This window comes from Acetobacter sp. DsW_059 (assembly GCF_002153695.1).
Taxonomy (GTDB): Bacteria; Pseudomonadota; Alphaproteobacteria; order Acetobacterales; family Acetobacteraceae; genus Acetobacter; species Acetobacter thailandicus.
The window spans coordinates 37,133-57,686 of the sequence record NZ_JOPI01000047.1 but is presented as its reverse complement, the minus strand read 5'-3'; the positions used below and the strand labels follow the sequence as shown (position 1 = coordinate 57,686).

Here is a 20,554-nt window from a genome sequence, read left to right as displayed (position 1 = left end):
GGAGGTTCAGCCTCCCTTTTTTGTTTGAGCTCAGGCTTCAGGCTAAAGCAACATCCTGAATAAAGAACGTGGCGTCCGTACGGTCGCGCCATGTTTCTGAGCGCAGATATCCGGCGATGTGCAGCAAAGGGCGGGTTGAATCTTCAAGAATTTCTGTCAGAGGGCTTTTATCAGCACGGAAGATAAGGGCTTTAAGCCGTCCCCCCTCTGTGCCACGCAAAAACAGGCGCAATGTGTTTTTATCCGCGCCGATACGATCTGATTTAGTAATATGTACGCCTGATAATGCAATCAGAGGCTCGGCATTGCCCGTGCCAAACGGAGCAAGCAGGGTCATTTGTTCGGCCAGCTCAACAGTTGCTCCGGCCGGAGAGAGCGTGATGTCCACTTCAAGGTCAACCGTTTCGGGCAGTGCTGCCGCTGTTGCGAGACGCTCTTCTAAAAAGGTATGAACCTGCGCCATATTCGCTTCAGGGAAAGAGAAGCCGGCTGCCATAGCGTGTCCGCCACCTGTTGTAAGCAAACCGCTCTGGCGGGCCGCTATGATGGCTGTGCCGAGGTCAATGCCAGGCACAGAACGACCTGAACCTTTAACAGCGCCATCATCCTGCACGGTACCAACCAGAACAGGGCGGTTAAACTGTTCTTTAATGCGCCCTGCGACAATGCCTGCAACGCCCGGGTGCCATGCTTTACTGGCAAGCAGAATAACGGAGTGACCTGCTTCACGCTGTTCAGTGGCCAGCTGCAGGGCATGGTCAAGAATATCTGCTTCAATGGTCTGACGGTTGCGGTTTACACCGTCCAGCCGTTCGGCCATGACACGTGCTTCGTGCGGGTCTTCACAGCGCAGCAGTTTTAAGCCAAGCGTGGCTTCAGCAATGCGCCCCCCTGCGTTAATACGTGGCCCCAGAGCAAACCCGCATGAAAACGCATCCGGCGCGCGGGTAACCCCGGCAACATCAAGTAAGGTAGCCAGACCAGTGCGTTGCCGGCGCGCCATAACTTTAAGGCCCTGTGCGACAAAAGCCCGGTTCAGGTCACGCAGGGGCATAACGTCGCATATGGTGGCCAGAGCCACCAGGTCAAGCTGGCGCATAAGGTCTGGCTCAGGGTGAGTTTTGAACCAGTCCGCTTCGCGGAGTTTCTTTTGTGTCGCGATGAGAGAGAGGAAAGCGAGTGCCGCGGCGCAAATATGCTTCAGGCCAGAGGCACAATCAGGACGGTTGGGGTTAACTGTTGCCAGAATGTCGGGAAGGGCATCCTCAGACTTATGATGGTCGAGAACAATAATATCAGCCCTGTCAGTAACCTGATTGAGAATATCAGCCGCTGCTGTGCCGCAGTCAGCGCAGATGATAAGCGTCGCACCCTGTTCAGCCAGTTTTTCAAGGGCTGGCACGTTAGGGCCATAGCCTTCGGTCATCCTGTCCGGGATATGGGTATGAACGGTGCAGCCCAGCTCTTCAAAAAAAGAGGCCAGAATAGCTGAAGAGCACGCACCATCTACGTCATAGTCACCAAATACGCCGATGGTTTCATGCTGCATGGCTGCCCTCGCCATGCGGGCTGCAGCGGGCTCCATATCCTGTAGCTTATTCAGGTCTGGCAGAGCCGTTTTAAGGCGGGGGGTAAGGAATAAACTCAGTGTTTCAGGTGTAAGCCCGCGTAAAGCAAGGAGACGCCCTATAATTTCGGGCAGGCCTGCCTGCCTGGCAATGCTGGCCCCCATACGTATGACATCAGGGTTATCTGCTCCCTGCCTGTAAAGCCATCTGCGTCCGGAGACGCTGTTTTCAACCCCCAGAACAGTATGATGCGCTGAGGGTGTCTGGTCTTTGGTCAGGCAGGGAGAGGTCATAACGTGTTAAGTATACTCTTTATAAAGAGGTGGGTTATTTAGGAAGCCAGGTTTTTGTATTGAAGTTGTGATGACCTTCAATAAACCGGATTGTACCCGATTTTGAGCGCATAACGAGCGAATGCGTTACAGCATGTGTTGTGTAGTGGCGAATGCCGCGCAGCAATGTGCCGGAAGTAACCCCGGTTGCTGAAAACAGAACCGACCCGGCTGCCATGTCATGCAGGCCAAGTTTACGGTCAGGGTTTTTACCCGGGTTCATTGTTCTGGCACGTTCGCGCTGTGCATCATCTTCAAATAAAAGACGGGCCTGCATCTGTCCGTTAGCACAGCGCAGGGCTGCCGCGGCCAGTACGCCTTCAGGGGCTCCGCCTGAGCCGGCATAGATATCAACCTGGCTTGTGTCCATACAGGTTGCAATAACTGCCGCAACATCACCATCGCTTAACAGGCGCACGCGTGCACCGGCCTCGCGGGTTTTTGCAATCAGCTCTTCGTGGCGTTCACGGTCAAGCGTGCACAGAACGATTTCTTCAATAGGTTTATTTTTAGCTTTTGCCAGGTTGCGCAGGTTGGCCGCGATAGAGGAGTCGAGGTCAACCACGCCTTCAGGCAGGTTTGAACCAACAGCAATTTTGTCCATATAGACATCAGGTGCGTGCAGGAAATTACCTTTTTCGGCCAGTGCCACAACCGTAATGGCATTGGGCATATCTTTGGCGCACAGGTTCGTACCCTCAAGCGGGTCAACGGCTATATCCATTGCCGGGCCACCTGAGCCGACTTTTTCACCAATGTAGAGCATTGGTGCTTCGTCCATTTCGCCTTCACCAATGACAACGGTGCCATCAATGGCTACCGTGTCAAAAGCGGTGCGCATACCCTCAACGGCAGCATCATCAGCTTCATTTTTTTTGCCGCGACCCGTCCAGTGAGACGAGGCAAGAGCTGCGGCTTCGGTAACGCGCACCAGTTCGAGTGCCAGGTTGCGGTCAGAAACAACAAACCTCTTAGCGTCCTGTGAGTCGGGCATAAAAATTCCTTCCTGATTATACAGAGGGTATCAGAGTTTAAGCCACTTAGTCAGTTTCGATACGAATGACGACAGGAGAGGCTGTCACAACGCTGAGAGCTTTGATGCGTGTAACAGCGTCCTGCATAGCGGCTTCAGATGTCTGATGAGTGACCAGAATCAAAGGCACATGAGGTGTTGTTTCGTTTCTGGCTGGAGTGGGTTGCAGCATACTGCGAAGTGAAACCCCACAGTCGCGTAGTACGGCGGAAACATCGGCAATAACGCCGGGGCGGTCTTCCACCAGCAGGCGCAGGTAGAAAGCCCCTTTGCCGGCTGAAAGTGGCAGCGCCTGAAGGGCAGGCTTGTCAGAATGTTCGACACCCCAGACAGAGACTGTCTTGCCGCGTGCAATATCAATCAGATCGGCGGTGACAGCGCTGGCTGTCGGGCCGGCACCGGCGCCGCGTCCTTCAATCATCAGGCGGCCGGCAAAGGCACTTTCTGTCACGACAGCGTTAAAAACACCGTCAACCTGAGCAATGGGAGCATCTTCCCTGACAAGACACGGTGTTACGCGGGCTTCAAGCCCGTCTTCACGCAGGCTGGCCAGCCCCAGCAGCTTGATGCGGTAGCCCAGCTTGCGTGCGAAATCGAGATCAGCTGAGCCAATCTGGCGAATGCCCTCAACGTGAAGGCTGTCAAAAATAACAGGCTGACCAAAGGCGAGACCTGCCAGAATAGCCAGCTTATGGGCAGCATCCCAGCCATCAACGTCTGTTGACGGGTCAGCCTCAGCGTAGCCCAGTTTTTGCGCATCAGTCAGAACGGTTGCAAAATCCTGCCCGGTTTCACGCATGACGGTCAGAATGTAGTTACAGGTGCCATTAAGGATACCGCCAATGCGTTCAAGGCGGTCAGCAGCAAGCCCCTCTCTGACAGTTTTAATGGCAGGGATACCACCCGCAACAGCAGCTTCGAAAAGCAGAGGTGCGGCATTGTCAGCGCTCAGTTTTGCCAGTGCCGGCCCATGTAGTGCGAGAAGCGCTTTATTGGCGGTAACAACAGGTTTGCCAGCTTTCAGCGCGGCTTCAACCAGTGTTCTGGCGGTGCCTTCAGCACCACCAATAAGCTCAACAATAACATCAACTTCAGCATCATTTACGAGGTCAGCTGCATTATCATACCAGCGCAGGGTATCAAGGCATATGCCGCGGTCCTGCTTGCGGTTGCGCGCACTGACAGCCACAACTTTTAAAGTCCGGCCGGCACGTGCACTGATCAGATCCGCATTAGCTTCAATCAGTTTAATGACGCCTGCGCCGACTGTGCCCAGCCCTGCAATACCAAGACGAAGAGGAGAAGAAGAAGAAGATAAAGCACTCACGACCTGGCGGGCTCCGGCTTGCTGGTGGAGGGAGAAGAAGGGGGTTGTTTTACACCATGTGCAGCAAGAAAGCCACGAATGGCCCGTGTTGCCTGGCGCAGGCGATGGGTGTTTTCGACCAGGCCAATTCTGACAAAGCCTTCACCATATTCACCAAAACCCAGGCCTGGCGCTACGGCAACGCCTGCTTCTTCAAGCAGAAGTTTAGAGAAGGCAACGCTTCCAAGATCACGGAATTTTTCGGGAATAGGCGCCCACGCGAACATTGATCCTTCCGGAGAGGGGACATCCCAGCCGGCAGCATGCAGGCCGCGAATCAGAACGTCGCGGCGTTCTTTATAAAGCGCACGAATTTCACTTACGCAGTCCTGGGGGCCGTTAAGAGCCGCGACAGCAGCAACCTGAATGGGGGTGAAGGCACCATAATCCAGGTAGGATTTGATGCGGGTCAGGGCCGCGACCAGGCGTTCATTCCCTGCAGCAAAGCCCATACGCCAGCCAGCCATAGAGTAGGTTTTGGAGAGCGAGGTAAATTCAACGGCGATATCTTTGGCGCCTGGTACAGCCAGAATCGAAGGAGGGACCAGATTGCCAAAATAGATCTCTGCGTAGGCCAGGTCAGAGAGAATATAAATCTCATGTTTTCTGGCAAACGCTACGAGTTCTTTATAAAAATCGAGGTCAGCCAGGTAAGCCGTCGGGTTTGACGGGAAATTTACAATCAGAGCTGTTGGTTTAGGCACTGAATGTCGCACGGCACGGTCAAGTGCGCTGAGCATGTTGTCGTCAGGTGTTGCCGGAATAGAGCGTACTGAGGCCCCTGCAATCATAAAGCCAAACTGATGAATGGGATATGACGGGTTCGGCACCAGAATAGTGTCACCAGGGCTGGTGATGGCTGACGCCAGATTAGCCAGCCCTTCTTTCGAACCCAGAGTTGCAATCACTTCGCGTTCAGGGTCGAGTTTGACATTAAAACGGCGTTCATAATAGCCGGCCAGTGCGCGGCGCAGGCCAGGAATGCCTTTACTGACCGAATAACGGTGCGAGCGGGCATCCTGCACTGTTTCGATCAGTTTTTTAACAATGTGAGGTGGGGTGGGGCTGTCAGGGTTACCCATGCCCAGATCGATAATATCTTCACCTCTGGCCCTGGCCGCCGCCTTCGCCTGGTTAACTGAGGCAAAAACATACGGGGGCAGGCGGCGGATACGATGGAATTCTTCGGTCATGGACGGCAAATATCCGAGGTGAGGATGCGGGCAGAGCCCGCCTGGTTACGAGACAGGTCATAGTAGTGGCAGAAACGGATGAGGCAACTCCCCTTAAGGGCTTCTTATATTACTTTTTACTATAGATTTGTTATGGCGAGACTGTGTTCATGGTGTGGTTGATACATGAGCACCGCTGCCAAAAGACTCAGCGCGAATATGAATAGCATTAGCAGGTACGTGCAAAGCTATAAGCTGGCTGGCTACACGCTGGGCCCGAAGCAGCCCGAGCTGGACAGCATCGGCCTGGTCACTGGCACTCAGCGAGATGGAGCTGCCGGATGCCCGGACATAGAACGGTCCCTGAGGGGTTTTGCCAACAAGCTTGATCAGCGCAGAATCCTGCCCGGCAGAAAGCTGGTCAGAGCCGGGCATAAAGTGCAGGGCTGTGCCTGTCGGGTCAGCCAGATCATAGTCCGGGGTTTTTTCGTCCGGTATCAGCGCATCTGAGGGAACATTAATCCCTGCTACAGAGGGTACCGCCGGAGGCGCTTCCGCAATCTGTGGCAGGTCGCTGTCAGCCACGGGCAGCGCCTGCGCCTTGCCTGTGACTTCAGGCATGGCAAGTTCTGCTTCCTGCTGTGGTGCCGCAGGGGCTTTGCTCTGGGGAGCTGATGTTTTTTTTGCCTCAGTTTGCGGCGGCGCGGTTGCGGCATCCATCACGGCACCATTTTGCCCTTCAGCCAGTGCCGGAGCCGTAGAGTTTTTAGAGGATGTCAGTCTGGCTGAGGGAGGAGGAGGGATGTCAGGTGTCAGTGTGCCATTGGCGGCTTCGGTGCGGTGTGTCAGGTTTTTGTCACGAATAAGCTGTTCGGTCAGCAGAGCACGCGCTTCAGGTGATGGCATGGGCGGGACAGTTGTCGGGACGAGACCAACATTTGGATAGGGCTCATTGGCTCCTGGCGGTGGTGGCCTTTGTGTTGCGATAATTCCCCCTCGCATTTTTTGTGTCCAGTCAAGGCTGTTATCCACAAAGTCCTTATGGTTGTTGCTGCACCCGTTCAGCAGCAGGCCACCCGCCGCGAAAAGCAGCTGCACCGGCAGTCTCGTTGCCTTGCAGGGTAAACAGGTCAGAACACTCTGTTTCAGATTTCTGAACTGCCGGGAACATACATTAGGCATGTGGGTGCAGATACTCCATTGTAAACACTGTCTGTGGCTATCCTAGCTGCTTCTCAGCCTGGTGGCGAGATCATCTGTGCAGGGAGTTTTCTTTTACGTTATTGCTGTCCTGTTACTTTTGCCACTTGGCACAGGCGCAGAGCAGGGGCAGGATGTAGCCATGACACATGATACAAATGATGCGGAGACAGGTATGACGGGTATTTTCTCCCGCGACATGATCAGACTTGATGATGAGGAGCCCGATGCTCCTGATACCCCTGAAACACCAGGCGGGTCTGAGAAAGAAACGCAGAAACCTCAGGCCGCAGAGCTTGAGGAAAAGTTATTTAAGCAGAGAAAAGTGCTTATTTTTGGCGGTATTAACGACAAAATAGCACGTGACGTAACTGGCAGATTGCTTGCGCTTGCAGGTGAGTCTGACAAGCCGATTGATGTTTATGTGAACTCTCCCGGAGGGCATGTAGAGAGCGGTGATACGATTCACGATATGATTCGTTTTGTCGATTCGGTGGCGCCGGTGAACATGATTGGCACAGGCTGGGTTGCTTCGGCTGGTGCCCTTATTTTTGCGGCCGGGCACAAAGACCGTCGTTTCTGTTTACCTAATACGCGCTTCCTGTTGCATCAGCCCATGGGCGGTGTAAGAGGCCCCGCAACTGATATTGATATCGAGGCACGCGAAATTATTAAAATGCGCGAGCGTCTTAACAGGTTGTTTGCGCGTGAAACCGGTCATTCTTACGAAAAAATTTCGAAAGATACAGACCGTAATTACTGGATGTCTGCACAGGAAGCGATTGATTATGGTCTGGTGACCAGAATTATTTCGAAATTGTCTGATATTCATTAAGTTCTGGCTTCGGTATGGCTTTTCTGATTCTCAGAATCAGAAAAGCCAGTAATTTACTACTCCCGGGCAGTTTTCTGGCTTTGCGGCGTTTTGCTCTGTGTTTTGTCAGAAAAGCCCTTAGCGAACGGGCGTTATATGATGAACTCTCTTTCTGATATTTATACAAAATTACCTGACAGAATTGATGATCTGCCAGTTCCTCCTGATTCAGCCGCTGTTGTCAAAGCAGATTATCAGGCCCGGCACTGGGTGAGCGCACATCGCGGACCTTTGGTTCCAGGTTCTGCTGAACACAAGCAGGCTATGGCGCAGATGTTTCGTGATACGTTTAATCCCTATAAGCCATCAGTCATTGACTGGCCGAAGCTTGACCCTGAAACACTCAGGCGTGTGACCTCTCTGCCTATCTGGGATATTGCTGTGCAGACTGAGGGGAAAGCACGGCTGCGTATGGCAGCTTATGCCAGTCTGGTTGATGATCCGGATATCAGAGATGCGATTTCGCGTAATGCCTGGGAAGAGAATCGTCATAAAGAAGTTCTGAGCAAACTTGTTGCGGCCTATAATATTCCTATGGCTCCGGAGCCGCCGTATATCGAGCCCAAAGATGCTGAGTGGGCATATATGGTCACAGGCTTCTCTGAGTGTGTGGACAGTTTTTTTGCTTTTGGGTTATTTGAACTGGCAAAGCGTTCAGCTTTTTTTCCACCGGAGCTGATTGAGACGTTTGAGCCGGTTATGCAGGAAGAATGCAGGCATATTTTATTATTTGCCAACTGGCTGGCCTGGTATCGTGCTGTTTTACCGTGGTACCGTCGTCCTTATTTCGAGCTTAAGGTTGTTGCGGTCTGGCTTTTCCTTATTTATGAGCGGTTAAGTCTGGTTAAAACGGTTGATGACAAGGGTGAAGTACACACACAGGATAATAATTTTACAGTTACCGGTACAAAAGAAATTTCCAGTATTGATCTGAATTTGCCTGATTTTATGGCGTTATGTATCGAGGAAGATGACCGTCGTTTTTCCGGTTATGACCCTCGTCTGCTACGCCCTAAAGCAGCTCCACGACTGGCAAAAGCGATTTGTACGGCAGGTCGTACATGGCAGTTTGTTCGTGGTATTGTAAGTGCTGTGCGCCATAAAGACCGGCCATAAAGTCTGTATGTCATGGCACTGCTGTTTTGCAGTGCCATGACATTGCTCTCCGGCTGGAAAAGAGAGCTAATCCTCAGAAACCGGGCGATGCCCCACATGCAGCGTTAAAATGACAGGTTTGTTCCTGCGGGTAACTGAAATCTGCACGTCCGTATTAGGCTGAGCTGCCGCAATGGCACGAATCAGGATGCGTGCTGAGCTGATACTGTCTTTGTTGATTTTTGTTATAATGTCACCGCGCAGCATGCCGCTTTTGGCAGCAGGTCCGTTTCTGTCGACCTCTACAACCTTTGCGCCATCACGTGAGGGAGTATCTTCAAGGGTTGCTCCCATCCATCCCCGGTCAATGTGACCATAGCGGCGCAGTGCCTCGACAACAGGGATGACTATTTCTGACGGAATGGAAAAGCCAATTCCTACCGACCCGCCTGTAGGTGACACAATGGCCGTATTAAGTGCAATGACCTGACCGGCCAGGTTGAATGTGGGACCACCTGAATTGCCAGGATTAATCGGGGCATCAAGCTGTAAAAAATCATCAAACGGGCCGGTGCCTATATCGCGCCCGCGTGCGGAAACAATGCCTGCTGTGACGGATGACCCCAGACCAAAAGGATTACCTGCAGCGAGAATCCAGTCTCCTACCTGTACCTGACGGCTATCGCCCCATTCCAGGTAAGGGAGGGTATGCTGTGTTTCAATTTTTATCACAGCGATATCTGTCAGTTTATCAATGCCGACGAGGCGTGCGGTATATTCATTACCGTTAAGCAGCGAGACGGTAATAGTGTCAGCATCATCAACAACGTGACCATTAGTGACGATTAACCCGCTTGGATCAAGGATGAACCCTGAGCCGGCTTCAAGAATATTATTGCCATGTTTGCGCATGCGTTCGCGCAGGCGGTGTTCAAGAGGTGTCCCTTTAATAGTGCTCGGTAATTTTTTTTGCGCGGAAGAGTCAGAGCCACGCGTCACGGCAATGTTGACAACTGCAGGCACAACTTTTTTGACAAGGGGAGCAAAAGAGCCTGTGCCAGGTGGCTGGACAATGGGCTGAGCCGGAGGGATGTAAGTCGGCTGTGCTCTGGCACGTAATGTGATCCAGCCTGCGCTGACGGCAAGGGTAGCAAGGCAAACTGCCGAACAGCGTAAGAAAAGCTTCATGATCTCAGTATCAGTTTTTTTAAAACAGTCATCTCAGCTCCATTTTTACAGCTGTCAGCGCAATGAACCAGCAAAACATCAAAACATGTGTTTTTTGGTTTGTCACTGTGACATTGCACAGACAGGTGAGCGCAGGTTCTTAGTATTATCTGCCTGAGCTTCGCTTTGCTTTTGGCTGTGCCGGGGCAAGGGCCGGGTTTTCTGGCCACTCATGTTTTGGGTAGCGGCCTCGCATATCGCGCCTCATGTCCAGCCAGCCATTTTGCCAGAAATTTTCCAGGTCAGCCGTAATAGCCTGTGGTCTGCCAGCGGGTGAAAGCAGCGCCAGACGAAGAGGAACGAGGCCTGACGCGAGTTGTGGGGTCGCTGTTGTGCCATAAAAAACCTGTGCTCTGGCTGAGGCCACAGGCACGGGCTGGGTATAATCAACGGCGGCGCTCCCGCCTGGAAATGTCAGCTGTACAGGCAGGTGCGTATCCAGCCAGCGGGTGCGTGCATAGCCCAGGTAAGTGCGCAGAAGCTGGGAGAGGTCCAGTTCTTTCAGAGCCGTTACTGAGGTTATATTATCCATCCAGGGGGCAAGCCACTCTTCCATCCCGGCAGCAAGAGCTTCTGTCGAAAAATCGGGCCATCCCTCTTCACTGGTGTTGTCTGCTGCGGGAAGGTTACGCGCCAGTTCAACGCGCGCCTGAAGCTGACGGGCGGCATCTGTCCAGCCAAGTGTTGTGTCTGGTGCTGCTTTAGCCTGTTGGAGAAGGAGAGTCGCAGCATTGGCGGTATCAACTTTTTCGGTGATATCTTTAAGGATCAGGCAGCCTATGCGCGTGCGTCTGCGGGCAAGAATAGCACCCGAAACAGGGTCAAGCGTGGTTTCAACCTGTTCTTTTGTGCGTGCCAGTAAAGCAGGTGGTAACGCGTCAGGGTCAAGCGGGGCAGCCAGACGAATTTCAGCCGATGTGCGCAAATGAAGACCTGCTACAGCCAGGAGTTTTTTTTCGGCCAGTGTGTCATCGCGCCGTAGTTTTGCATTGTTGCCACCTGACAGACGAAAGCTCCCGGCTTCTCCGCGTGAGAGGGCCACCCGGTCAGGAAAGCCAGCGGCCAGAAGAGCCGCGGGGTCACCTTGTGCTGCATGCCCGGGCCGAAGCCCCAGGCGGGTACGAAAACGATTTGCTGTTTGCCTGATCGCTGCGAGTGCTGCCCGGTCTGCCTGCGGGTGGTCATGGCCGGCAATCAGGTCAAGGCGCAGAGAAATATCTGAGAGTGCCGGCGTGGGAGGGCCACTACGGCCGCCTGTTACAGGGCGCAGGGGGTCACGCTCCTCCAGCAAAGCAGCAATATCGGCGGCAAGAGCCATCTCTTCTCTGGTTCTGGCGGCCAGCATCATTGCAGCCAGGCGCGGGTGCGTGCCCAGGCCAGCCATTTTGCGCCCCAGGCTGGTAATCGTTTTATCGTCATTGAGTGCACCAAGCAGCATAAGCAGCTGCGTTGCTGTTGCGACAGCACTGCCAGGAGGCGCATCAGGCAGGGGCAGGGCTGATGTCGTGTCGCCGGTTGTATCAGCCCACAATGTGGTGGAGAGGACAAAATCAGATAAATCAGATTCGAGAATTTCAGGACGGTCATGTTGAGGCAGTCCGCGCTCAGTTGCGGCTGTCCACAGGCGAATGGCAATGCCAGGCGCTTCACGGCCGGCACGGCCGGCACGTTGTCTGGCTGCTGCTTTTGAAATGCGCACAGTGGCGAGGCGTGACAGGCCAGCTCCGGCATCAAAGCGTGGGGCGCGGCGAAAGCCACCATCAATAACAACCCGCACACCCGGAACAGTCAGAGAGGTTTCAGCAATTGAGGTCGCAAGGATAACCCGTCTGGGGCCGCCTGGGTCAGGACGCAGCACGCGGTTTTGTTCAGCCGGAGGGAGCTCTCCATGCAGAGGTAATACAGCTGCTGCACAATTTTCGAGTAAAGCGGCTGTGCGTCGTATCTCTCCCTTTCCTGGTAAAAAGACGAGGATATTACCTTCAGTATCCGTGAGTGCCTGGCGGACCGCAGCTGCTGTGGCCGCCGGCAGGTCACGAATATGCGCAATATCACGTTTTGCATGCTGCACAGTAAGCGGAAAAATGCGCCCTTCACTGGTGATGACAGGAGCCTGCATCAGGGCTGTGAGCCGGTCTGTTTCAGCTGTGGCTGACATTGCAACAAGGCGCAGGTCAGGGCGCAGACTACGTTGCAGATCAAGGCAGAAAGCCAGAGCAAGGTCAGCTTCAAGGGAGCGTTCGTGTATTTCGTCGATGATGACGCAGGCAACCCCTTCAAGCATAGGGTCATTCAGTACCTGGCGTAAAAACAGCCCTTCCGTCAGCACTTCAATGCGTGTGCGGGCAGAGACTGCTGAATCGAGGCGCGTGCGATAGCCTGCAAAACCGCCGGCTTCCTCGCCCAGCAGGCTGGCAATGCGCTGGGCTGCAGCACGGGCTGCCAGCCTGCGGGGTTCGAGCATAATGATGCGGTCAGTTTCTTTGCGCCACGAAGCGCGGGCAAGCACGGGGGGAACAGTCGTGGTTTTACCGGCACCTGGCGGTGCGACCAGAATGGCTGATGTGCCCTGTTCCAGAGCATTATAAAGCTCTGGCAGAACCTCGCGTATGGGCAGGGTATCTGCCACAGAGAACAGGGAGGAAGAAGCTGCTGCTGACATAAGTCAGTTATGGCAGACCTGTCGGGAACTGCAATCTCCTGATGCTATATCAGAGGATTGCAGTGTTGTCTTTTGCTTCGGTTACCCGGGTAATTTCAGGGTATGAGGAGGGGGGGACATAACCTTTGACTGAGTTGCGGTGCTGTCAGAAGAGGAGTCTTCGCCTGCAGGGAAGACCGCATCAGGTTCCGCTGACTGTGATGGTGTTTTTGTGGCGGAAGGCTGAGCAGCACTGTAACCTGTTATTGTTACAGGAGCATTGTCTGAGCTGGTTGCAGAAGGAATAGCTGACGCCCCCGTGGTGGTAGATACTGTAGCAGCTGAAGAGGCTGACTGCTGTGGTACAGTAACGGCTGCACCTGGTGTGACAGATGAGTCCGTGGTTGCGGCTGGTGTGCTGCCTGGCTGGTCAAGGGACTGTGTTTGTACGGCTGAGTTGAGTGGTTTGCCGCCGCCATCGAGCATCCAGCTGGTCATTTTATGTTGCAGCTGATACTCCAGCTCAACATTCATATCCTGCATCATCTCTTTGGTCAGCGCATAGAGGTTAGCCGGTTTGTCTGCGTTGCCATCTGACAAATTTGGACGCATTTGCCGGGTTACCTGCATGTCTGAGCTGGCAACAGTGAGGCCTTCGGGGTTGAGAATGGTGAGGCGTGTATTCATCTGTCCGGCCAGGTTGCCGCCGGCATTATTCAGGATAGATGCGCGCGAGATAATAAATTGCGCAACATCACCATTCGTTCCTACAGCGGCCAGTCTGTCCTGTGCCATCTGGCGTAAAGCCTGCGCAGGAGGAACAGGGGAAGATGCGGCAATATTACCCTCAACCGGATTTTCTGTTGTCTGATCAAGAATATCAATGCGTGAAACATTGAGGTTGAGCCTGCTCAGATAAGAATAGTTCAGTGGGGTAAAAGCCTGTTCGGACTGCTTATCGTTTGCGCATCCTGACAGGAGCAGCACCGGAGAGGAAAGGATCGACATCGCTATTGACAGGCGGAGCAAACGGGAAAACGGCATCATGGCACGAACTTTCTTATAATCAGAATTCTGTCCAGGCTCGGGGTGTGTGTAAAAAATCGTTTCTTCACGACCCTGCCATTCATTGTGCAGCGGCAATCAGACTAACACAGATGGTGGCAGGGTAATGATGTCTTATCTGTCAGTCATTATCCTCTGAGCTGATGTCGTCTCGCTGAAAATGAAAGCTGATGTTACAAAATTCGCAGGTCATGGTAATCAGCCTGTCATCGAGCATCATGTGGTCGAGATCATCATCAGAAAAATTCTGTAAAATTTCTGTCAGCCGGGCACGAGAGCAGCGACATCCATAAGCCAGAGCACGTGGCTGACCGATCTGCAGCCCTTCTGCGTGGAATAATCTGAACAGAAGTTCTCTGGGGGGCAGTGCATCGTCCAGGAGTTCGCTGGCTTTAAGGGTCGATGCCAGAATGGTGGCTGTGTTCCAGCTGTCATCTGGTGTGTCGTCGGTTTCAATATGAATGCCACCGTCGTCAGCGAGCCGTTCAAGAATAAGCGCTCCGGTGCGCCATCCTGCATCAGTCAGCTCACAGTGCAGGCTGATCCAGCAGGCATGCTGCTCACTGGTTTTGAAGTAATGGCTGATCATATCAGTCAGGCTGTCGCCTGAGATATCGACAATACCCTGGTGACGTTCTGTTTCTGGCCCCTGATCAATCGTCAGTGCCAGGTAACCATCACCAGTCAGGTCGTAGTCAGATGGTTCTGGCTTTTCACTGAGCAGAGCAGTGACAGCCTCTTCATCCGCGCGAATATAAAAACGCAGCGCACCAGTGTTGGTACAGTCCGCGACCAGCAGGCTGACAGGACCATTGCCTTTGATTTGCAGAGAGAAAGAGCCCTGAAATTTAAGTGCAGAGGCAAGAGCTGCGACAACAGAGAGGGCTTTGCCGGCAAGGCGGGTAACAGCGGCATGGTGGTCATGGCGGGTTAGCATTACATCTGCCAGCACACCGGGGCGTACCAGCCTGCCACGAACCGGGCGCCCCTGAAGGTAGAAAGGGGTGACGCCGCCAGGCACAACCAGATCGGGCACATCGGGGCGCTGTCGATCAAGAAAAGCAGGGGTTTTCATAAAGAGCCTTAGTTCTTTTCGTTAAAGCGTTAGTCCTGACCCATTGAGAGCCAGTCGGCACCACCCATAGCCCAGGCAAGAATACCTTTTTGTGCATGAAGGCGGTTTTCGGCCTCATCAAATACAACAGAGTGTTTTCCTTCAAAAACATCCTGCGTGACTTCCTCGCCTATATGGGCAGGCAGGCAGTGCATAAAAAGGGCGTCAGGGGCAGCAAGGGCCATAAGCCTGGAATCAACGCGGTATGGTTCGAGTTTCAGAATGCGCGATGTCGCTTCGTCCTGCGAGTCAGACATGCTGATCCAGGTATCTGTGATAACGCAGTCGGCTCCGCGCACGGCATCCTGGGGGCTTTGCGTCCACTCAATTTTTCCGCCTTCGCGTGCAGCCCACTCAAGTGTGGGCTGGTGCGGCAGCATATCGGGTGGTGTGGCAGCGCGCAGAGTAAAACCGAAACGCACAGCACCTTCGATCAGTGAGGTCAGTACGTTATTGCCGTCACCTGTCCAGGCAAAAGTCCGTCCTTTTACCGGGCCGCGTTTTTCTTCAAAGGTCAGGATGTCAGCCAGAATCTGTACCGGATGAGAGGAGGGCGTGAGGCCGTTAATAACGGGCACCGAACTCCATTTTGCCAGGGCATGCAGAGACTCTGTTTTGCCCGTGCGCAGAACCAGTGAATCGACAAAGCGTGACAGCACCCGCCCTGTGTCAGCAATGGTTTCGCCTCGTCCAAGCTGCATTTCTGAGGGGCTGAGAATAACGGCATCACCCCCCAGCTGGCGGATGCCAACCTCGAAGGAGACACGCGTACGGGTAGAGGGTTTGGAAAGAATGATCCCCAGTGTCCGTCCCGCCAGTGGTGTGCGGGGATGCAGCGGAAAACGGCGGTTCTGCTGCATTTTTTTGATATCGCGGGCAACGTCAAGAATCTGACGCAGGGTTGTTGCGTCAATATCTTTCAGGTCGAGGAAATGCCGCAGAGTGGTATCAGATGAGGCAGACACAGCAGGAGATAAAACGTCAGACATTATACAGCCTCCGCAGCATTCTGGTTTACACTGAGCAGCTCAGCAGTTTTTTTAAGGCGGGAGACAGCCTCAAGACATTCATCTTCAGTCACCGTCAGTGGAGGAAGCAGGCGCAGCACATTGTCACCAGCCGTGACACAGAGCAGCCCGGCCTCAGTTGCGGCCTCAAGCACGTTACCTGCCGGTGGCACACAATGCAGGCCGATCAGCAGGCCACGTCCGCGGCGCGCATCGAAAACACCCGGATATTGGGTGATCAGCTCATCGAGTAATGTGTCGAGTAGTCTGGCCCGTGCACAGACCTGGTCCAGAAAGCCGGGTGCAAGCAGTATATCAAGCACGGCATTGGCTGCGGCACAGGCCAGAGGGCTGCCACCAAAAGTGGTGCCATGGGTGCCAAAAGTCATAGCTTTTGCGACAGTCTCGGTTGCCAGAACCGCACCGATCGGAAAGCCACCGCCAAGACCTTTAGCTGTTGACATCACATCTGGTAAGACACCGGCCCATTCATGAGCAAAGAGCCGGCCTGTGCGGCCAACACCCGTCTGCACTTCATCAAAAGCCAGCAGAACCCCGGTTTCATCACATAGTGCACGAAGCTGGCTTAAAAATTCGCCAGAGGCTGCCCTGATGCCGCTTTCGCCCTGGATGGGTTCAAGCATAATGGCGCAGGTGCGTGCGGTGAGTGCTTTTTTGACCGCTTCAATGTTGTTAAAAGGTACGTGAATAAAGTCAGGCACGGGTGTGCCAAAACCATCGAGATATTTTGGGTTGCCTGTTGCTGAAAGCATAGCAAGGGTACGGCCATGAAAAGCCCCGTCCATGCAGATAATTTCAGTGCGTTCGGGGTGGCCGGCAAGGGCCTGTGCACGGCGTGCAAATTTTACCATGCCCTCATTAGCTTCAGCCCCGGAGTTGCAGAAGAACACACTGTCAGCAAAGCTGTGTTCTGTCAGGCGCTGTGCCAGCTTTTCAGCCTGAGGAATGCGAAACAGGTTTGAGACATGCATAACCTTTGCAGCCTGCTGCTGAATAGCGTTAACCAGGTGAGGGTGTGCATGGCCGAGTGAGCAGGTTGCTATACCGGCGGCAAAGTCCAGGAATCGTCGCCCGTCAGTCGTGTACAGCCATGCGCCTTCGCCTTTTTCAAAGGCAAGATTGGCGCGGTTGTAGGTAGGGGTCAGAGCTGGAATCATGGAGAATATCTTTACATTACCGTCGTTAAAAGTTTCTGGACGCGTTCGGATGGAGGCACAAAAACAGAAAAGCCCGCTGCCTGTACGGAGCGGGTGATCTGTCATGCAACGCTATGATGGGCCAGCAAAAGGCGATAAGTCAAATATGTTACGTTAAAAAGTCTTGAAGAAAACGGGTTTCTGCCATCAGATGAAAAAGAATAACCGTGTATTTTATCGGGAGTGCAGGTGGTCTTTGTGACAATTCCTTCTGAATGCCCCCCACCGCCTGATCGCACACGATTGCGTGAGGTCGCTCTGGCGCATCTCGCGCGGTTTGCCGCGACACGCCATGACCTTGAGCTGGTTTTGTTCCGTCGTGTTGCCAGGTGGGAGCGTGCAGCCCTGAAAGCCGGAGCGGACCGGGATGATCTGACTGGTAAGAGTGAAGCTCTGCGCGACGTTATTAAAGAGGTCGCCGCTGACATGGTGCGGCTCGGTGCGGTTAATGATGAGGATTATGCGCGGGCGCGGGCGCGGCGGCTGGTCCGGTCCGGCCGCTCTGGTAAGGCTGTGCAGGCGCATCTGGCGTCTCACGGTGTGGATGCCCCGTTACGTGAGGCCGCTCTTGAAGGTGCTGTGGAAAGTTTTTCGGCCCAGGAAACAGAGCTTGCCGCAGCGCTTGTGCTGGCACGGAAAAGACGGCTTGGGCCTTTTGCCTCTTTGCCGCGCCTGAACAGCCGAGTTACCGCTCAGGCAGAAGATGACGGGCCTCAGGCTGAGCAGGCTATGCGTCATAAAGCATTCGGTGTTTTTGCGCGCTCGGGTTTTGGTCATGATGTGGCCCGGCGGGTGCTCGATATGGAAGCAGAGGAAGCTGAAGAATGGACCGAGCGTCTGCGTGCCGAGTCGTAAGGCAGAGCATTGTTTGTCTTGCTTTGCTGGTGCTCTCGGCCTGCGGGGGAGGGTGGAATGGCAGGCTTCAGTGTGCACCCTACGCACGTGAGCACTCTCAGGTAAGTTTGTTGCATGGTGATGCCGCAAGCTGGTGGTGGCAGGCGAAGGGGCGTTATGTCAGGTCGTCTGTGCCACAGCCGGGGGATGTGCTGGTGTTTCGCTCAACACGTCGCCTGCCGGCGGGGCATGTGTCTGTTGTGCGTAAAGTCAAAAATAGTCGCTGGATTATTGTCGACCACGCAAACTGGGAGCCCGGGCGGGTGACCCGTAATGCCCCTGTGCAGGATGTTTCGGCTGCGAATAACTGGACGAAAGTAAAGGTCTGGTGGGCGCCGATTGATGGGATGGGCAAAACTGTTTATCCTGCCTATGGCTTCATACAGCCCTAGGCAGGTAGAGATCTGTCGTGGCGTTGTGACAAAACAGATATAAATCATGTCGTGGGCTTGTCAGATCATCATCTGACACGTCATGTGCATGGCAGAATATTTTAAGGTAGTATAACCGCGCGCAGAGCTGGCGTGTGGTCAATGAGGGGCAGCAGAATGGGTAGTTTTAGCATCTGGCACTGGCTGATAGTTCTGGCTGTTGTTGTGGTGGTGTTTGGTGGCGGTGGTAAAATCAGCTCTCTTATGGGTGATTTTGCTAAGGGCCTTAAGTCATTTAAAAAACATATGGCTGACGATGAGCCCATGAACCAGGAGCCACCCGTTTCAGGCGGGCAAATTCCTTCTCCGCCACCGTCTGCCACAACTGAGCAGACCGCACAGCGTGAGAAAACACACTAAATCTGTTGCAGTGGCGGTCTGAATTTTTTCGTATTATACAAGGCCTCTGACGCGCCTGCATATCCGGCGTATTCAGAGAGAGGTTGAGCGGGCGTAATGACTGATTTTGCACATGCTGTCAGAGATATTCTTCAGGCAGGGCAGCGTATGGACAGCAGAGGCTGGGTGCCCGCTACAGCGGGTAACATCAGCCGCCGCCTTGAGGATGGTGCCATCGCGATAACCCGCTCGGGTGGGCACAAGGGCTTTTTGCAGGCTGATGGCGTTATCACTGTCGATATGCAGGGCAGGCCTCTGCGTCAGCAGGACGTGCCAAGCGCTGAAACATTGCTGCATTGCCAGATTTATCGCAACGACCCGACGGCGGGTGCTGTGCTGCATGGGCATTCAGTTGCCGCCACAGTTTTGTCTATGCTGAGTGCCGACCCTGCTCTGGTGCTTTCAGACTATGAAGTGCTCAAAGTGTTTGAAGGGCAGACAACCCACAAAACCAGCGTGTCGGTCCCTGTGTTTGAGAATGATCAGGATATTGCGCGTCTGGCCGGCGTTGTTGAGCCCTTTTTTGGTCGTATGTCTGCCGGGTATATTATTCGCGGGCACGGGGTCTATGTCTGGGGTAAAAATATGGCAACGGCTCTGGCACGCCTTGAAGGGCTCGAGTTTCTGCTGGCCTGTGAGCTTGAAAGAAGGAAACTGGCGCGATGAGCACTCTTACTATCTTTGAGGATACAGCACCCGGGCAGGCTGTTGTACAAACATCTGACCCTGCGCAGATAGCTGCGCTCCTTAAACCTTTTAATGTGCGTTTTGAGCGTTGGGAGGGGCCTGAAATTCCTCCGCGTGATGCTGATGAGGCCACAGTGCTTACAGCATACCGTCCGTTTCTTGATCGCCTTATGGGTGAAACAGGTGCCGGTTCGGCCGATGTTCTGCGGGTTAATGCACAAACGCCGAACTATGGGGCACTGCGCAAAAAATTCCTGTCAGAGCATACGCATAGCGAAGATGAAGTGCGTTTTTTTGTGCATGGCAGCGGTCATTTCGTTCTGCATATTGACGACCGGATTTATGATGTCGAATGCTGTCAGTCAGATCTGATCTCAGTGCCTGAAGGGTATAAGCACTGGTTTGATGGCGGCCCGGCTCCTGATTTTGTCACTCTGCGTATCTTTACGCACAAGGAAGGCTGGATTGCGGATTATACCGACACCGATCTGGCACAACGTTTTCTGGTGTATCCACAGTGAAATCTTCTGTTTCAGCTCCCCGCGTTGTTCTGCTCGACATTGAGGGGACAACAGCACCGGTGTCTTTTGTGCACCAGATTCTTTTTCCCTACGCCCGCGGGTGTCTGAAAGACTACCTTGATGAGCATGCTGATGATGCAGCCGTGCAGAAAATCGTCGCGGATGTCAGAAAAATTGCTCCTGATAAGTCACCGGCAGAGCAGCTGATCAGCTGGATTGATGAGGATGCAAAAGTTGCTCCGCTGAAAGAGCTGCAGGGTCTGATCTGGGCCAGAGGGTACCAGCAGGGTGAGCTGACAGCCCGCCTTTACCCTGATGTTGCGCCTGTGCTGCAAAAATGGTCTGAAAATGGTCTGACACTGGCTGTTTACTCCTCAGGTTCTGAAGCGGCTCAGAGGTTGATTTATGGCCATACAGAGCAGGGTGATCTGACACCGCTTTTCAGTCATTTTTTTGATCTCAGAGTGGGTGGTAAGAAAGAAGCTGACAGTTACCGGGCGATCGTGAAGGAAGCCGGCTGGCAGGCTGCTGATGTTTTGTTCCTTTCTGATGTAACTGCTGAGCTTGATGCCGCGGCTGAAGCCGGGCTGGAAGTGTGTCAGGTTGTGCGGCCTGAAGATGGTACAGTTGCCGGCACGTCGCACCCTGTCGCAGCCAGCCTGCCAGAGGCTGCCCGCCACTTTGCCCTGCCTGGTCAGGAGGGCGCGTAAG

Annotated in this window: 20 protein-coding genes; 9 read left to right on the top strand and 11 right to left on the bottom strand. The window is 53.8% G+C overall.

Annotated elements, in window-relative coordinates:
* Positions 1-37 precede the first annotated feature (37 nt).
* The 5 genes from recJ to HK25_RS10165 form a co-directional block, all read right to left on the bottom strand.
* Positions 38-1,861, bottom strand: a complete 1,824-nt coding sequence (gene recJ / locus HK25_RS10185) for a single-stranded-DNA-specific exonuclease RecJ (RefSeq protein ID WP_086636116.1) — start codon at positions 1,859-1,861, stop codon at positions 38-40.
* 34 nt (positions 1,862-1,895) lie between these two features.
* On the bottom strand, positions 1,896-2,894 hold the full coding sequence (gene glpX / locus HK25_RS10180) for a class II fructose-bisphosphatase (protein WP_086636115.1): 999 nt from the start codon (positions 2,892-2,894) through the stop codon (positions 1,896-1,898).
* Between the two features lie 46 nt (positions 2,895-2,940).
* Positions 2,941-4,260: a homoserine dehydrogenase gene (locus tag HK25_RS10175; RefSeq protein WP_086636114.1), complete on the bottom strand. Its 1,320-nt coding sequence runs from the start codon at positions 4,258-4,260 to the stop codon at positions 2,941-2,943.
* On the bottom strand, positions 4,257-5,492 hold the full coding sequence (locus HK25_RS10170; protein ID WP_086636113.1) for an LL-diaminopimelate aminotransferase: 1,236 nt from the start codon (positions 5,490-5,492) through the stop codon (positions 4,257-4,259). Before HK25_RS10170 ends, HK25_RS10175 begins: the two co-directional genes overlap by 4 nt.
* A 147-nt stretch (positions 5,493-5,639) precedes the next feature.
* Positions 5,640-6,569, bottom strand: a complete 930-nt coding sequence (locus tag HK25_RS10165; RefSeq protein WP_233127795.1) for a hypothetical protein — start codon at positions 6,567-6,569, stop codon at positions 5,640-5,642.
* 244 nt (positions 6,570-6,813) lie between these two features.
* On the opposite strand from HK25_RS10165, the gene HK25_RS10160 reads away from it, so the two are divergent.
* The 3 genes from HK25_RS10160 to HK25_RS10155 are packed head-to-tail and all read left to right on the top strand — an operon-like array spanning position 6,814 to position 8,661.
* Positions 6,814-7,506, top strand: a complete 693-nt coding sequence (locus HK25_RS10160; RefSeq protein ID WP_173559719.1) for an ATP-dependent Clp protease proteolytic subunit — start codon at positions 6,814-6,816, stop codon at positions 7,504-7,506.
* 14 nt (positions 7,507-7,520) lie between these two features.
* Positions 7,521-7,661 (top strand): hypothetical protein, encoded by a 141-nt coding sequence (locus tag HK25_RS12995; RefSeq protein ID WP_158092781.1) that lies wholly within the window; start codon positions 7,521-7,523, stop codon positions 7,659-7,661.
* Positions 7,645-8,661 carry a hypothetical protein gene (locus tag HK25_RS10155; RefSeq protein ID WP_086636112.1) on the top strand — a complete coding sequence of 339 codons (1,017 nt, stop codon included), beginning with the start codon at positions 7,645-7,647 and terminating at the stop codon, positions 8,659-8,661. Before HK25_RS12995 ends, HK25_RS10155 begins: the two co-directional genes overlap by 17 nt.
* A 66-nt stretch (positions 8,662-8,727) precedes the next feature.
* Here the strand turns inward: HK25_RS10155 and HK25_RS10150 are convergent, their stop codons facing one another.
* The 6 genes from HK25_RS10150 to HK25_RS10125 form a co-directional block, all read right to left on the bottom strand.
* Entirely contained in the window at positions 8,728-9,828 is a 1,101-nt protein-coding gene (locus HK25_RS10150; RefSeq protein WP_086636111.1) for a S1C family serine protease, read from the bottom strand.
* Positions 9,829-9,973: 145 nt separating this feature from the next.
* Positions 9,974-12,529 (bottom strand): ATP-dependent helicase HrpB, encoded by a 2,556-nt coding sequence (gene hrpB / locus HK25_RS10145; RefSeq protein ID WP_086636110.1) that lies wholly within the window; start codon positions 12,527-12,529, stop codon positions 9,974-9,976.
* Between the two features lie 81 nt (positions 12,530-12,610).
* Positions 12,611-13,555, bottom strand: coding sequence for a hypothetical protein (locus HK25_RS10140; RefSeq protein ID WP_143295986.1), 945 nt, complete (start codon positions 13,553-13,555; stop codon positions 12,611-12,613).
* Positions 13,556-13,694: 139 nt separating this feature from the next.
* A complete protein-coding gene (locus HK25_RS10135) occupies positions 13,695-14,648 on the bottom strand; it encodes an Hsp33 family molecular chaperone HslO (RefSeq protein WP_086553998.1) in 954 nt (317 codons plus the stop codon).
* A 29-nt stretch (positions 14,649-14,677) separates the two neighbouring features.
* The gene (gene argF, locus HK25_RS10130) at positions 14,678-15,676 is read right to left on the bottom strand and encodes an ornithine carbamoyltransferase (RefSeq protein WP_086553999.1); all 999 of its coding nucleotides are present in this window, start codon (positions 15,674-15,676) and stop codon (positions 14,678-14,680) included.
* Complete coding sequence (locus tag HK25_RS10125) at positions 15,676-16,872, bottom strand: aspartate aminotransferase family protein (protein WP_086636108.1); 1,197 nt, start codon at positions 16,870-16,872, stop codon at positions 15,676-15,678. The genes argF and HK25_RS10125 overlap by 1 nt, the downstream gene beginning before the upstream one ends.
* 237 nt (positions 16,873-17,109) lie before the next feature.
* Here HK25_RS10125 and HK25_RS10120 point away from each other — a divergent pair, with 237 nt between their 5' ends.
* The 6 genes from HK25_RS10120 (at position 17,110) to mtnC (ending at position 20,553) form a co-directional block, all read left to right on the top strand.
* Positions 17,110-17,766, top strand: coding sequence for a RecX family transcriptional regulator (locus HK25_RS10120; RefSeq protein WP_233127794.1), 657 nt, complete (start codon positions 17,110-17,112; stop codon positions 17,764-17,766).
* Positions 17,736-18,197, top strand: a complete 462-nt coding sequence (locus HK25_RS10115; protein WP_086636106.1) for a CHAP domain-containing protein — start codon at positions 17,736-17,738, stop codon at positions 18,195-18,197. The genes HK25_RS10120 and HK25_RS10115 overlap by 31 nt, the downstream gene beginning before the upstream one ends.
* Before the next feature lie 156 nt (positions 18,198-18,353).
* Complete coding sequence (locus tag HK25_RS10110; RefSeq protein WP_086554003.1) at positions 18,354-18,596, top strand: twin-arginine translocase TatA/TatE family subunit; 243 nt, start codon at positions 18,354-18,356, stop codon at positions 18,594-18,596.
* A gap of 96 nt (positions 18,597-18,692) precedes the next feature.
* On the top strand, positions 18,693-19,301 hold the full coding sequence (locus HK25_RS10105) for a methylthioribulose 1-phosphate dehydratase (protein ID WP_086554004.1): 609 nt from the start codon (positions 18,693-18,695) through the stop codon (positions 19,299-19,301).
* Positions 19,298-19,843, top strand: a complete 546-nt coding sequence (locus HK25_RS10100) for an acireductone dioxygenase (RefSeq protein ID WP_086554005.1) — start codon at positions 19,298-19,300, stop codon at positions 19,841-19,843. The genes HK25_RS10105 and HK25_RS10100 overlap by 4 nt, the downstream gene beginning before the upstream one ends.
* Positions 19,840-20,553 carry an acireductone synthase gene (gene mtnC, locus HK25_RS10095; protein ID WP_086636105.1) on the top strand — a complete coding sequence of 238 codons (714 nt, stop codon included), beginning with the start codon at positions 19,840-19,842 and terminating at the stop codon, positions 20,551-20,553. Before HK25_RS10100 ends, mtnC begins: the two co-directional genes overlap by 4 nt.
* The last annotated feature ends 1 nt before the right edge of the window (position 20,554 follow it).